The following is a 13404-nucleotide window of genomic DNA, read 5'->3' as shown; positions in this document are numbered from 1 at the left end:
TGTGTCAGCCAGCATTAATGTCGCTGACACTTCGCAATCGCTAGCAGGCTAGCTCCCACAGGGATTTTGGCGTGTTTTAGATTAGCGCCTGGCCACCCGCCAAACCCGTGCCACATCGCTCGCCCGCTCCTGCAACAAACGCGGCGCCTGGGCACAGGCCTGCTCCAGCGTCATCGGCCCGCTCGCCAAAGCGAACGCGGCGTCGATGCCATGTTCGTACAGCGCCTGATAACCCTCGCCCAGCGTACCGGCGATAACGATGACCGGCACGCCGTGCTGCCGGGCAATGCGTGCCACGCCAAACGGTGTCTTGCCGCGCAGGGTTTGCGCGTCGAAACGCCCTTCGCCGGTGATCACCAGATCGGCATTTTTAACCGCATCAGCCAGGCCCACCAGTTCGGCCACCACCTCGACACCGGCCTTGAATTGCGCGCCCAAAAACGCCTTGGCCGCAAACCCCAAACCACCCGCCGCGCCACTGCCCGGCTCGTCGCGCACGTCATTTTCCAGAACGTTGGCGCAGTGCTCGGCAAAGTGTCCGAGGGCGCGATCCAGTTGCTCGACCTGCTCAGGCGACGCACCTTTTTGCGGACCAAAAATCGCCGAGGCACCGTGGGGACCGCACAGGGGATTGTTGACGTCGGCGGCGATGTCGAAACGCACATCGTCCAAACGCGGGTCGATGTCGCTGAGGTCGATGTGCGCTAATTGCTCCAGTGCCAAACCACCCGGCGCGAGCGACTGGCCCTGAGCGTCGAGCAGCTTCACACCCAAGGCTTGCATGGCCCCGGCGCCACCATCGTTGGTCGCACTGCCGCCGATGGCCAGAATCACCCGTTGCGCGCCGGCATCCAGCGCTGCGCGAATCAACTCGCCGGTGCCGAAGGTGCTGCTGACGCAAGCATCCCGCTGAGCCAGCGGCACCAACTGCAAACCACTGGCTTCGGCCATTTCGATGATCGCGGTGTGGCTGTCGGGCAACCAGCCCCACGCGGCATGCACCGTGGCGCCCAACGGCCCGCGCACTTCGTTGCGGCGCAATTCGCCATCGCACGCCGCCAGAATCGACTCGACGGTCCCTTCCCCGCCGTCGGCCATCGGGCATTTGATCAACTGCGCATCAGGCCAGACTTCGGCCAGCCCAAGAGCAATGGCATCGGCCACGCCTTGCGCGCTGAGGCTGTCTTTGAACGAATCGGGGGCGATCACGATTTTCATGGGAATTCTCCAGTTCCAATGCCCACATGCTGCCAGCCGCCATGAACAATAACGCCGGTCCGCTGCACAAGCGGTGATGTGGATTATTGTTCATTTCCACAAAAAACCCTGTGGGAGCTAGCCTGCTAGCGATGGCGGTGTGTCAGCCAGCATTGATGTCGCTGACACTCAGCTATCGCTAGCAGGCTAGCTCCCACAGGGGGAATTGTGTGGATTACAGGTTGGTATCGGTTTGGGGAAGCAGTTGCACGCCAAGGTATAGCGCCAGCATGCCATCGAGCTTCAACGGATCAACGCCGCTTAGTTCAGCAATCCGCTCCATCCGATAACGCAAACTGTTGCGATGAATCCCCAACGCCTCGGCGCACGCCTGGCTTTGGCCGTCGTGTTCGCACCAACTGCGCAGGGTTGCCAGCAGCTGACCGTTGTTGTCCTTGGCGATGACCTTGCGCAGCGGGTTAAGCAATTCGTCCAGCGCATCGTCGTTGCGATGCCGCCAGAGCATCACCGGCAATCGATAGCGGTTGAGCGTCAGCAAACGGGAACCGGGCAACACATCACGTCCGTACGCCAGTAAGTCACCGACCCGACGATAGCAGCGGCGCAACCCGGTCAACCCATCGGCCTGCCCGCCCACGGCCAGGCGCAGAATGTTCCAGCCCAGGCCGTCGAGTTTTTCCAGCAAGCGATCATTCTCGACAGTCTGGTTGGCCGGCCGACACCACAGCAACGAGGACTTCGCCGAACTGACGCACCAGCTATCGGGATAGCGCGAGGTCAGCCACGCACTGAGCGCCTCGACGGTTTGCCCCGGCCCGTGTTCCATGCCCAGTTCGAACAGGTACGGCACCCGCGTCATCTGCGGCTTGAGTCCCAGTTGTTGTGCTTCGTCAATCAAGCGCGGCGAACTGCCGGCGTCGCTGAGCAGCAATGCCAGCAGATCATCGCAACGCTGACGCCGCCATTGTTGCTCAGCTTGCTGGTTGCGCTGGCCCACCAGCATCTCGGCAGTCATCCGCACAAGCTCGGCGTAGGTGCGCAGTTGTTCGGGTTCGCCGGTGATGCCCAGCACGCCGATCAAGCGCTGATCGAGCATCAGCGGCAGGTTGATCCCCGGCTGCACGCCTTTGAGGTGGACCGCGGTTTGCGCATCGATCTCCACCACGCGACCGTTGGCCAACACCAGTTGCGCGCCTTCATGCCGGGTGTTGACCCGCTCCGGTTCGCCGCTGCCGAGGATCAAACCCTGACTGTCCATGACGTTGACGTTGTACGGGAGGATCGCCATCGCGCGGTCGACGATGTCCTGGGCCAGGTCGTGATCGAGTTCGAACATAACGGGGATCCTTGAAAGCGTGGTTGTTCACCCGCACAGGGCTTGGTGACAAACCCTGTGCTCAGGCACAAAGACAGCAGCCCCGAGGGTGGTCGAGACTCTCTGGGCGATCAACGTTACCCTTTGCATCGCAAAAAATCATAATAAAGAGAGAGCCGCCATGTCACAGAGCGCCGCCGCTACCCAGGCCATCGTTGACGAGAAAAACGCCGTCTACAAACGCATTACCCTGCGTTTGATCCCCTTCATTTTCATCTGCTACCTGTTCAACTACCTCGACCGGGTGAACGTTGGATTTGCCAAACTGCAGATGCTCGACGCACTGAAATTCAGCGAAACCGTGTACGGCCTCGGCGCCGGGATCTTCTTCATCGGCTACGTGCTGTGCGGCGTGCCGAGCAACCTGGCGTTGACCAAATTCGGCCCGCGACGCTGGATCGCGCTGATGATGATCACCTGGGGCACGCTGTCGACCTGCCTGCTGTTCGTCACCACGCCGACCGAGTTCTACACCTTGCGCCTGTTCACCGGCGCCGCCGAAGCCGGGTTCTTCCCGGGCGTGGTGTTGTACCTCTCGCAATGGTTCCCGACCTTCCGCCGTGGCCGCATCATGGCGCTGTTCATGTCGGCGATCCCGGTGTCGGGCCTGCTTGGCAGCCCGTTCTCTGGCTGGATTCTCAACCACTTCGCGGCCGGGCAAGGCGGTTTGGCCGGTTGGCAGTGGATGTTTCTGCTGCAAGGCGTGCCGACTGTTGTGCTTGGCGCACTGGCTTACTTCCTGCTCAGCGACAGCTACGCCAATGCCAAATGGCTGACCCCATTCGAGCGTTCGGTGCTGGAAGCCGACCACGCCGAAGACCTGGCCAACAAACCTAAAACCACCACTGATTCGTTGCTGGCGGTGTTCAAGAACCCGGCGATCTGGGCGTTCGGCCTGATCTACTTCTGCATCCAGAGCGGCGTGTACGCGATCAACTTCTGGCTGCCGTCGATCATCAAGAACCTGGGCTTCAGCGATAACCTGGTGATTGGTTGGTTGAGCGCGATTCCGTATCTGCTAGCCGCCGTTTTCATGTTGATGGTCGGCCGCTCGGCTGACCTGCGCAAAGAACGCCGCTGGCACTTGGTGGTGCCGATGCTGATGGGCGCGCTGGGTTTGCTGATCGCGGTGAACTTCGCCGCCAATCCGGCCATCGCCATCCTCGGCCTGACCATCGCCACCATGGGCGCCCTCACCGGCCTACCGATGTTCTGGCCAGTGCCGACCGCCCTGCTCAGCGCGGGTGCTGCGGCGGGTGGCTTGGCGCTGATCAACTCCATGGGCCAGATGGCCGGTTTCCTCAGCCCGTACCTGGTGGGTTGGGTCAAGGACAGCACCGGCTCGACCGATGCGGCGTTGTATCTGCTGGCGGGCGTGATTGTCTGCGGTAGTTTGCTGGCGTTGCGTATGACCCGCACGCTGCGCGCCTAAACACCGCAAATCCCCTGTGGGAGCTAGCCTGCTAGCGATGGCTGATTGTCAGTCGGCATTGATGTTGCTGACACACCGCCATCGCTAGCAGGCTAGCTCCCACAGTTGTTTCGTGCGTGTGTTTGAGATTTGCGTTTGCTCCCGGTCACAGTTCTGGTATTTGATTGAGCCTTTCCCTCCGGCAAAAGGATTTCCTCATGAGCTACCGCACACTGGGTCATTCGGGCCTGCAAGTTTCTACCCTGACCCTGGGCACGATGATGTTCGGCGAACAGACCAGCACCGAAGATTCCCTGCGAATCATCGACAAGGCTTGGGACCAGGGCATCAATTTCATCGACACCGCCGACGTCTACACCAATGGCCGCTCCGAAGAAATCGTCGGCGAGGCCATCGCCAGTCGCCGCCATGAATGGGTGCTCGCCACCAAGGTCGGCTTCGGCCCGGTGGACGGCGTGCCGAACCGCAGCGGCTTGAGTCGCAAGCACATTTTCAACGGTCTCGAAGCCAGCCTGACGCGCTTGGGCACCGACTACCTCGACATCTATTACCTGCACCGCGAAGACCACAACACCCCGCTTGAGGTGACGGTATCGGCCATCGGCGATTTGATTCGCCAGGGCAAGATTCGCTATTGGGGGCTGTCGAATTACCGTGGCTGGCGCATCGCCGAAGTGATTCGTATCGCCGACAATCTCGGGGTCGATCGGCCGGTGATCAGCCAGCCGTTGTACAACATCGTCAACCGCCAGGCGGAAACCGAGCAGATCACCGCCGCGCAAAACTACGGCCTCGGTGTCGTGCCATATAGTCCTTTGGCCCGTGGTGTGCTGAGCGGCAAGTACGCACCAGACGCGAAACCGGACGCCAACAGCCGCGCCGGGCGCCAGGACAAACGCATCCTCGAAACCGAATGGCGCGTCGAGTCGCTGCGCATCGCCCAGCAAATCCAGCAATACACCGAGCAACGCGGCGTGGGCATTGTCGAATTCGCCATTGCCTGGGTGCTGAACAACAGCGCCGTCACCTCGGCCATCGTTGGCCCGCGCACCGAAGCGCAGTGGGATGCCTACACTAAGGCGCAGGTGGTGAAGATCACGGCTGAAGACGAGGCGTTCATTGATTCGCTGGTGACACCGGGGCATGCGTCGACACCGGGGTTCAATGATGTGAGCCATTTTGTGTCGGGCCGTAAACCGCGCTCTAACTGATCACTCCTGCCCCTGTGGGAGCTAGCCTGCTAGCGATAGCGGTACTGCATTCAACAGAGATGTTGACCGGAAGATCGCTATCGCTAGCAGGCTAGCCCCCACAGTTGGACGGTGTTGATTGATTGGTCAATATTCGGCTCGAAAACCACGTATCCTCCGCCCCCCTTGTTTCACCTTCAACCTCGCGAGGACAGCTTGTCTAAAGGTATCGCTCTATCGGTTTCAGCCTCAGTGCTGTTTGCCGTCATGTATTACTACACCTCGCTGCTCACCCCTTTGAGCGGCGTGGAAATTTTTGGCTGGCGCATGCTGCTGACGGTGCCGTGCATGACCGTGTTCATGTTGGTGTCCGGGGAATGGCGGCGTGTGCTCGACCTGCTGCGCCGGATCGGCGCGCAACCAAAGTTGATCGCTGGTTTATTGCTCTCGTCGGCGCTGCTGGGCGTGCAACTCTGGCTGTTCATGTGGGCGCCGCTCAACGGCTACAGCCTCGATGTGTCGCTGGGCTATTTCCTGTTGCCGCTGGCCATGGTGCTGACCGGGCGCATCGCCTACGGCGAACGCCTGTCGTACCTGCAAAAAGTCGCGGTGTTTTTCGCCAGCCTTGGCGTGATCAATGAGTTGTATCAGGTCGGCGGTTTTTCCTGGGCCACGCTGGTGGTGGTCATCGGTTATCCGCTGTACTTCGTGCTGCGCAAATGGCTGATGACCGACAACCTCGGCGGGCTCTGGCTGGACATGACCCTGATGCTGCCGATTGCCTACTGGTTCGTGCACGGTGGCGAGCAAGGCTTCGGCGTATTCGATCAGTACCCGGCGCTGTCCTGGCTGATCCCGCTGCTCGGTCTGATCAGTGCGTCGGCACTGGTCGTCTACATCATCGCCAGTCGCTTGCTGCCGTTCAGCCTGTTTGGCTTGTTGAGTTATGTGGAGCCGGTGCTGTTGCTCGGTGTGGCGTTATTGCTGGGGGAAAGCATCAAGCCGACTGAATGGCTGACGTACATTCCGATCTGGATGGCGGTGCTGGTGCTGGTGTTTGAAGGGTTCAAGCATTTGATGCGACAGCGCAGGCCTTAAACCCAACACAAAACAAATGTGGGAGCTAGCCTGCTAGCGATGGCGGTGTACCAGCAACAACAATGCTGGCTGACACTCCGCTATCGCTAGCAGGCTAGCTCCCACAGTTTTTATCGGTGTAATGGTTTAGTCGGTGGAGAGAACGCCACGACGCACCTGGTCACGCTCGATCGATTCGAACAGCGCCTTGAAGTTGCCTTCGCCGAAGCCGTCATCGCCCTTGCGCTGGATAAACTCGAAGAACACCGGGCCCATCAGGGTTTCCGAGAAGATCTGCAACAGCAGACGCTTGTCACCCGACTCGGACGAACCGTCCAGCAAAATGCCCCGCGCTTGCAGTTCGCCGACTGGCTCGCCGTGGTTTGGCAAGCGACCTTCGAGCATTTCGTAGTAGGTGTCCGGCGGCGCGGTCATGAAGCGCATGCCGATGCTTTTCAGGTGATCCCAGGTCTTGATCAGGTCGTCGGCCAGGAACGCAACGTGCTGGATGCCTTCGCCGTTGAACTGCATCAGGAACTCTTCGATCTGCCCGGCGCCCTTGGACGATTCTTCGTTCAACGGGATGCGGATCATGCCGTCCGGCGCGGTCATGGCCTTCGAGGTCAGGCCGGTGTATTCGCCCTTGATGTCGAAATAGCGGATTTCGCGGAAGTTGAACAGCTTCTCGTAGAAGTTCGCCCAGTAAGCCATGCGACCGCGATACACGTTGTGGGTCAGGTGGTCGATGATCTTCAGGCCGGCACCGACCGGGTTGCGTTCGACGCCTTCGAGGTACACGAAGTCGATGTCGTAGATCGAGCTGCCTTCACCAAAACGGTCGATCAGGTACAGCGGCGCGCCGCCGATGCCTTTGATCGCTGGCAAGTGCAGTTCCATCGGGCCAGTTTCGATGTGGATCGGCTGGGCGCCGAGTTCCAGGGCGCGCTTGTAGGCTTTTTGCGAATCCTTGACGCGGAACGCCATGCCGCACACCGACGGGCCATGCTCGGCCGCGAAGTACGAAGCGACGCTGTTGGGTTCGTTGTTGAGGATCAGGTTGATCGCGCCCTGGCGATACAGGTGCACGTCTTTGGAACGGTGGGTCGCGACTTTGGTGAAGCCCATGATCTGGAAGATCGGCTCCAGGGTGTTCGGGGTTGGCGATGCGAATTCGATGAACTCAAAGCCCATCAGGCCCATTGGGTTTTCGTATAAATCTGCCATGGTTGGCGCCTCATCATGCTTTTTAGAATTAACAAAAGTTAGTTGCTAGCAATGCTGAGACCGGCGGGTGGCGCGCAGGAGATGCCCCGCACGCTGCGTGCAAGGAAATCACCGTAGATCAATTGAAACCCAAATATCTTCATTGTCGACCCAAGGCTATTGCGGGCGAGGCTTCTGCTGCCAGAAGACGATTATTCTTGTATGCGTAACCTGATTCTACACAGCGTAAATCAGTTTGTCCGCCCTCTGTATAAAATCCCCCTTTTTCACCTGCGTGCAAGGGGTTTGTTGCAGAGGAAGATCCCCAGCAGAATCAGCCCTCCCCCCAGATACATCGCCAGCGTCAATTGTTCGCCCAGCAGCAACGCGCCGAGGATCACCGCGGTCAGCGGGTTCAGGGCGATAAACACGCCCGAGCGCGTCGCACCGATTTTGCGGATGCCGTCGTAATAGCCGATGTAGGCCAGCGCCGAGCCCAACACGCCGAGGTACATCAGGCTCAGCCACTGCTGCGGGCCAAGGCTCATGAGCGCGGTGAAACTCAGTTCCCCGCGCACGGCGCTGGTCAGCCACAGCATCAGTGTTCCCAGCAAAATCGAATAGGTAACGGTCTGCACCGGCCCGAGGCTGTGATTCAGTTCCCTGGAGCACAACGAATAAACGCCCCAGCCGAGCACACAGCCGAGAATCAGCAGGTCGCCAATCCAGGCATCGGCATTGCCGGCCAACAACTGCGGGTTCCGGCTGACGATCACCAGGCTCGCCCCGGCAATGCAAATCGCGATACCGACGACTTTGGCCCGACTCAATCGCTCCTTGAACAGCCACCACGATGCCAGGCCGATCACGGCGGGATTGAGCGCCACGATCAACGACGCTCGCGAGGCGTTGATGTAATGCAGGCCATAAAAGAAACAGATGTTGTAGAAGAAGATTCCGAAAAATCCCAACAGCGCCAGTTGCAGCCATTGCCTGAAGCTGGGCCGCGCCAGCGGCACGCGGGTCAACAGTAAAAACAGCAACAACGCTGCGCTGGCCAACAGAAACCGCAGGCTGGCGGCAAACAACGGGCTGAGGCTATCGGCCAAAAACCGCCCTGCGACAAAAGTACCGCCCCAAATCATGGTGACCGCCGCCAGCTTCAGATAAACCGGCACATCGGAGGTTTGGGTCAGGCTTTGCTCACACGTGGTCATAAGTCTTCCGAACTGAAGATTGCTTGGATGACGTATCATTCAACTAATACCCAGTCATCGTAAAATGAGTAAACACTCATGACCCTCACCCAATTGGAAATCTTCTCCCTCGTCGCCGAACTCCAAGGCTTCACGGCGGCTGCCAATCGCTTGGGGGTCAGTCAGTCCGCGATCTCCCATGCCTTGAAATCGCTGGAGCGAGAATTAGGCGTCGAGTTACTGCGGCGCCATCAATCGCAGGTAGAACTGAGCGATATTGGTCAGCTGCTTCTATTGCGCGCGCGGGCCATGCTGGGGTTGGCCAACACTTTGCGCCAGGAAGCAGCGGATGCCCGCGGCATGAAGCGCGGTACCCTTCGCATCGGCTCGTTCGGGCCGACGTCGTCGATCAGGCTGCTGCCGCTGATTCTGCAGCACTACCGCGCGGCCCATCCGGGCATCGAAGTCCACATCGATGAAGGGCCGGACCGCCAGGTGGTGCAGTGGCTGGAGGAACGGCGCATCGATATCGGTTTTGTGGTGCTGCCCGACGAACGCTTCGACACGGTGGCGCTGATGGAAGACCAAATGGTCGCGCTGCTGCCAGTCGATCACCCATTGGCGGCTCGCGACAGCGTGAGCTTGAAGGACTTGTGCAACGACCCTTTCGTCTTGACCGAGGCGGGCTCATCAGAACTGGTTTCACGACTGTTCAGTGCCGCCCGACTGACACCCAATATCCGCTTTCGCTGCTCGCAGCTGCTCAGTACGCTGAATACGGTGGGCCGTGGTGATGCATTGACCGTGGTCGCCGAAGGTTCGCTGCCCGAACACAACGACAGCCGCTATGTAAAAAAACCACTGTCGCCAGTGGTGACACGACAAGTCGGCCTGGCCGTACTCGATCAACGCCAGGCATCACCTGCTGCATTTGCCTTTATCAAACTCGCCCAGTCTTTGAACTACCGATGAGCGGAATATTTGCCAAGCGCCAACTATCATGGCTTCTACCTGAACTCTTTTTGGAGGGCTTTACGTCCGACCAGCATTTGAGAGCCCTATTACATCGTCACAGGTTTCGCGAATGCCACTAAACGCCAAGAGCCGCAAACGAAGCACCAAGATTGCGATCACCCTCGCCAGTGGATTGCTCCCGGTAGTATTGGGTTTTGGCATCCTCTATATGCAGGCTGAGCGAGCACTGCAACAAAGCGCCCAACAAACCGCTGAAGAAGCCATTCGCCAGTTCGAACTGATGCTCGACAATACGGCCCAGGCTGCACGCGATTTGTTGCCGCTGGCCGGACAAAGTTGCCTCGACGTCAACCTCGCCTTGCGCGAACAAGTTACCCGGCGCCCGTTTGTGCGTTCGACCAATCTGGTGTGGGACGACACCATTTATTGCAGCTCTCTGTTTGGTGACTATCACGAAAAAATTTCGTCCGGAGACTACAGCGGTGGCCGCTTGTTATTGATGAAGGGCAACCCGGTCACGCCTGACACGGCATTGTTGGTGTATCGACTCAGCGACGGTAAACGCGGCGCGATGAGCACGCTGGACGGCTACCACTTGAGTAACGTGCTGCGCTTGATCGGCCGTCAGACGATACTGGTACTGCAAGTAGGTCCCAACTGGTTGACCGCCGACGGCCGGTTTCACGACGGCGCCCTGCCCGACTTTCCCGTCGCGCAAAGCATGCTGACCTCATCTCGTTATGAGTTCAGTGTGGCAGCCGGTTTCCCCGAAGGCGAAACCTGGCGCTACATGAGCAGTCAGTATCCGCCACTGTTCAGCCTGCTGATCTTTTTCGGTGTTGTATCGGGCCTTATCGGGCATGTTCTGCAGAAGCGCTCATCGTCACCGACTCATGAAATGAAGCGGGCGCTGGACGCTGCGGAGTTCGTTCCGTACTTCCAGGCCGTTGTGCACGGCGACAGTAAACAAGTCTCGGGCATCGAAGTACTGATGCGCTGGAATCACCCGAAAGAGGGACTGGTGCGGCCTGATTTGTTCATTCCGTTTGCCGAATATTCCGGTTTGATCGTGCCGATGACGCGGTCACTGATGCAACAGACTGCCACCTTGCTCGGGCCACTGTCGGCGTCGTTCAAAGAGCCGTTTCATATCGGCATCAACATCACCGCTAGCCACTGCCAGGACCTGGAACTGGTCGAAGATTGCCGCGAATTCCTCACCGCTTTCGCTCCCGGCTCCATCCACTTGGTGCTGGAGTTGACCGAACGCGAGCTGATCGAACCCACGGCCATTACCCACCAACTGTTCGAGCAACTGCACGAGCTTGGCGTGAAGATCGCCATCGACGATTTCGGAACCGGTCATTCCAGCCTCGGCTATCTGCGCCAGTTCAATGTCGACTTTCTGAAAATCGACCAGAGTTTCGTCGCCATGATCGGCATCGACACACTGTCGAGCCACATTCTGGACAGCATCATCGAACTTGCGACCAAGCTCGATCTGGCAATGGTTGCAGAAGGTGTGGAAACCCAGGCGCAAAGTGATTACCTGACCGCCCACCACGTGAACTTCCAGCAAGGCTATCTGTTCGGCCGGCCGTTGCCTGGCGCGGAGTTCATTAGTGCATTAAGTGACCATTAACTAGCGGCTTTAAGCGACGAGACAACGATTTACCGCACCAATTTGAATCAAAACACTACTCTCGTTACATGAAGAAAAAGACATGATTTACTCTTGGTCAATTAACTACTACAATTTTTCATGCCTGCAGAAATCTGGCAGGTGAGCCATTTATCACCGAGTCGCTTCAAGGCTCTTGGCTTATAGCTTTGTTTGCGGTTGGTATCAGCCAAACACACTATTGGAGTAAAGATATTGTCCAGACTCGCTGAATTTCGTGCAGCTGAAAAGGCCCTTCAAGAACAGCTCAAGCAGCTTGAATCCCTGAAGAACGATGCCGGGCTCAAGAAAGAAATCGAATTCGAAGAAAAGCTCCAGGGGCTGATGAAAACTTACGGCAAGAGCTTGCGCGACATCATCGCCATTCTCGATCCGAACCCGGCAAAATCCGGCCTGCAACAGGCCGCAGCGCCGAAAACCCGCCGCGCTCGCGTGGTCAAGGTTTATCAGAACCCGCACACCGGTGAACTGATTGAAACCAAGGGCGGCAACCATCGCGGCCTGAAAGCCTGGAAGGAACAATACGGTGCCGCCACCGTTGATTCCTGGCTGCGTGGCTAAGCTCTCGCGCTGTGAACAAAAGCCCTGCCGATGCAGGGCTTTTTCATGAATACCATCTAAATGCAACGATATTGGCCGACCAACTCGCTACTTGCCGATTAACTTTGTGCTTAATCCGTTCAGGTATCTAAAAATTTCAGAAATGGCGCAAAGCCTGCAGTCACTAAAGTCTTCGATTAAAGTTTCAAGGCGTTACGAGCTGCCTCTATTTCTTCCTGACTCGCCTTATAAGCCTCCGCCTGCCCCGCGTAGGAAAGTACGTAGGCTTTATCGGCATCCACTGCGGCGACCAATGTTTGAGAGAGCACATGACGCCCGTTTTGCGTGATGGTGCAGGTGGTTTCCAGCGCCGATAAACGGCTTAAGGTAGTCGGATGAATCCGGTTGCAGACACTTTGATATCCGCCCTGAAAGAAGTCTTTCTGCACCGACTTGCGCATCTCCAGTAAAACGCCTTCCAGATTCACCTGGTGACCGCTTTCCACCTGCGTCATGGTCAGCTCCATCACCATGACCGGCGTGCCACCCTGATCGTTTTTCACCGCACGCTGGCGAGACACGTTAGAGGCCGCATCACCTTCGATCTCTTCGACCTGCCAACCGGCGGGCCAGGTCATGACCGGCGCTTCGGCATGCGCGCCGGCAACCACAAACAGCACGCCGAGCAGGATGAACAGCGATTTACCGAATCGAATCATTGCAATGAACACTCACGATTTGAGCCGTGAAGTCTGAGCCTCGACCGGCTGTCAGGCAATAGCCGACGCTTTGGGTTTGGCGATGTCGGAACCCTTGCGTATCATTGTCACCATTCGTCAGCCCCACTTATTTTCCGGAGGGCCCATGAGCCTGCAAGAATTGAACACCTTCCCCGGCGTTACCGCACAACCTGACACCGCGACCCAGAAGTTTGTCTTCAACCACACCATGCTGCGGGTCAAGGACATCACCAAGTCCCTGGACTTCTACACGCGCATCCTGGGTTTCTCGCTGGTGGAAAAACGCGACTTCCCGGATGCCGAGTTCAGCCTGTACTTCCTCGCGCTGGTCGATAAAAACCAGATCCCTGCCGATCCCGCCGCGCGCACCGAATGGATGAAATCGATCCCCGGCATTCTCGAACTGACCCACAACCACGGCACCGAGAACGACCCGGACTTCGCTTATCACAACGGCAACACCGACCCGCGTGGCTTCGGTCACATCTGCATTTCGGTGCCGGACATTGTTGCTGCGTGCGAGCGTTTTGAAGCACTGGGTTGCGACTTCCAGAAGCGCTTGACCGATGGCCGCATGAAGAGCCTGGCGTTCATCAAGGACCCGGACGCCTACTGGGTTGAGATCATTCAGCCAGCGCCGCTGTAAAACAAAATCAAAAGATCGCAGCCTACGGCAGCTCCTACATAGATTGGTGTAGGAGCTGCCGCAGGCTGCGATCTTTTGATCTACAAAAAAACCCCATGATCACTCATGGGGTTTTGTGTTTTCAGCGTCCC

General features: G+C 58.2%; 12 protein-coding genes. 7 read left to right on the top strand and 5 right to left on the bottom strand.

The features are described from left to right. Window positions 1–81 precede the first annotated feature (81 nt). Window positions 82–1218 carry a glycerate kinase gene (locus V6Z53_RS16220; protein WP_338580591.1) on the bottom strand — a complete coding sequence of 379 codons (1137 nt, stop codon included), beginning with the start codon at window positions 1216–1218 and terminating at the stop codon, window positions 82–84. A 214-nt stretch (window positions 1219–1432) separates the two neighbouring features. Beyond that, window positions 1433–2554, bottom strand: a complete 1122-nt coding sequence (locus V6Z53_RS16215; protein ID WP_338580590.1) for a sugar diacid recognition domain-containing protein — start codon at window positions 2552–2554, stop codon at window positions 1433–1435. A 160-nt stretch (window positions 2555–2714) separates the two neighbouring features. Between V6Z53_RS16215 and V6Z53_RS16210 the strand changes: the two genes are divergently transcribed. The 3 genes from V6Z53_RS16210 (at window position 2715) to rarD (ending at window position 6313) form a co-directional block, all read left to right on the top strand. Continuing rightward, a complete protein-coding gene (locus V6Z53_RS16210) occupies window positions 2715–4025 on the top strand; it encodes an MFS transporter (protein WP_338580589.1) in 1311 nt (436 codons plus the stop codon). Window positions 4026–4222: 197 nt separating this feature from the next. Then, window positions 4223–5236, top strand: a complete 1014-nt coding sequence (locus V6Z53_RS16205; RefSeq protein ID WP_338580588.1) for an aldo/keto reductase — start codon at window positions 4223–4225, stop codon at window positions 5234–5236. A 195-nt stretch (window positions 5237–5431) separates the two neighbouring features. After that, window positions 5432–6313 (top strand): EamA family transporter RarD, encoded by an 882-nt coding sequence (rarD, locus tag V6Z53_RS16200; protein WP_338580587.1) that lies wholly within the window; start codon window positions 5432–5434, stop codon window positions 6311–6313. Between the two features lie 126 nt (window positions 6314–6439). On the opposite strand, the gene hppD is transcribed toward rarD, so the two are convergent. Beyond that, entirely contained in the window at window positions 6440–7516 is a 1077-nt protein-coding gene (hppD, locus tag V6Z53_RS16195) for a 4-hydroxyphenylpyruvate dioxygenase (RefSeq protein ID WP_338580586.1), read from the bottom strand. Between the two features lie 266 nt (window positions 7517–7782). Then, entirely contained in the window at window positions 7783–8712 is a 930-nt protein-coding gene (locus tag V6Z53_RS16190) for a DMT family transporter (protein ID WP_338580585.1), read from the bottom strand. 78 nt (window positions 8713–8790) lie between these two features. On the opposite strand from V6Z53_RS16190, the gene V6Z53_RS16185 reads away from it, so the two are divergent. From V6Z53_RS16185 to V6Z53_RS16175, 3 genes are all read left to right on the top strand, one after another. Further along, a complete protein-coding gene (locus V6Z53_RS16185) occupies window positions 8791–9663 on the top strand; it encodes a LysR family transcriptional regulator (protein ID WP_338580584.1) in 873 nt (290 codons plus the stop codon). Window positions 9664–9775: 112 nt separating this feature from the next. Beyond that, entirely contained in the window at window positions 9776–11308 is a 1533-nt protein-coding gene (locus tag V6Z53_RS16180; RefSeq protein ID WP_338580583.1) for an EAL domain-containing protein, read from the top strand. Window positions 11309–11542: 234 nt separating this feature from the next. Then, a complete protein-coding gene (locus tag V6Z53_RS16175; protein ID WP_008075430.1) occupies window positions 11543–11908 on the top strand; it encodes a histone-like nucleoid-structuring protein, MvaT/MvaU family in 366 nt (121 codons plus the stop codon). Window positions 11909–12084: 176 nt separating this feature from the next. On the opposite strand, the gene V6Z53_RS16170 is transcribed toward V6Z53_RS16175, so the two are convergent. Next, on the bottom strand, window positions 12085–12606 hold the full coding sequence (locus V6Z53_RS16170) for a DUF4946 domain-containing protein (RefSeq protein ID WP_338580582.1): 522 nt from the start codon (window positions 12604–12606) through the stop codon (window positions 12085–12087). A 145-nt stretch (window positions 12607–12751) separates the two neighbouring features. On the opposite strand from V6Z53_RS16170, the gene gloA reads away from it, so the two are divergent. Further along, on the top strand, window positions 12752–13273 hold the full coding sequence (gloA, locus tag V6Z53_RS16165; protein WP_338580581.1) for a lactoylglutathione lyase: 522 nt from the start codon (window positions 12752–12754) through the stop codon (window positions 13271–13273). The last annotated feature ends 131 nt before the right edge of the window (window positions 13274–13404 follow it).

Origin of the sequence: Pseudomonas sp. MAG733B (assembly GCF_036884845.1) — a bacterium.
In the GTDB taxonomy this organism is placed as follows: Bacteria; Pseudomonadota; Gammaproteobacteria; order Pseudomonadales; family Pseudomonadaceae; genus Aquipseudomonas.
The sequence above is the reverse complement of the archived record's forward strand: the minus strand, read 5'-3'. Positions and strand labels throughout refer to the sequence as shown.

Bases quoted from the DNA above. Each gene is read 5' to 3' on its own strand.
- gloA (WP_338580581.1), top strand. From the start codon at position 12,752: ATGAGCCTGCAAGAATTGAACACCTTCCCCGGCGTTACCGCACAACCT.
- V6Z53_RS16170 (WP_338580582.1), bottom strand. From the start codon at position 12,606: ATGATTCGATTCGGTAAATCGCTGTTCATCCTGCTCGGCGTGCTGTTT.
- V6Z53_RS16210 (WP_338580589.1), top strand. From the start codon at position 2,715: ATGTCACAGAGCGCCGCCGCTACCCAGGCCATCGTTGACGAGAAAAAC.
- V6Z53_RS16205 (WP_338580588.1), top strand. From the start codon at position 4,223: ATGAGCTACCGCACACTGGGTCATTCGGGCCTGCAAGTTTCTACCCTG.
- V6Z53_RS16185 (WP_338580584.1), top strand. From the start codon at position 8,791: ATGACCCTCACCCAATTGGAAATCTTCTCCCTCGTCGCCGAACTCCAA.
- V6Z53_RS16190 (WP_338580585.1), bottom strand. From the start codon at position 8,712: ATGACCACGTGTGAGCAAAGCCTGACCCAAACCTCCGATGTGCCGGTT.
- V6Z53_RS16215 (WP_338580590.1), bottom strand. From the start codon at position 2,554: ATGTTCGAACTCGATCACGACCTGGCCCAGGACATCGTCGACCGCGCG.
- V6Z53_RS16180 (WP_338580583.1), top strand. From the start codon at position 9,776: ATGCCACTAAACGCCAAGAGCCGCAAACGAAGCACCAAGATTGCGATC.
- hppD (WP_338580586.1), bottom strand. From the start codon at position 7,516: ATGGCAGATTTATACGAAAACCCAATGGGCCTGATGGGCTTTGAGTTC.
- V6Z53_RS16220 (WP_338580591.1), bottom strand. From the start codon at position 1,218: ATGAAAATCGTGATCGCCCCCGATTCGTTCAAAGACAGCCTCAGCGCG.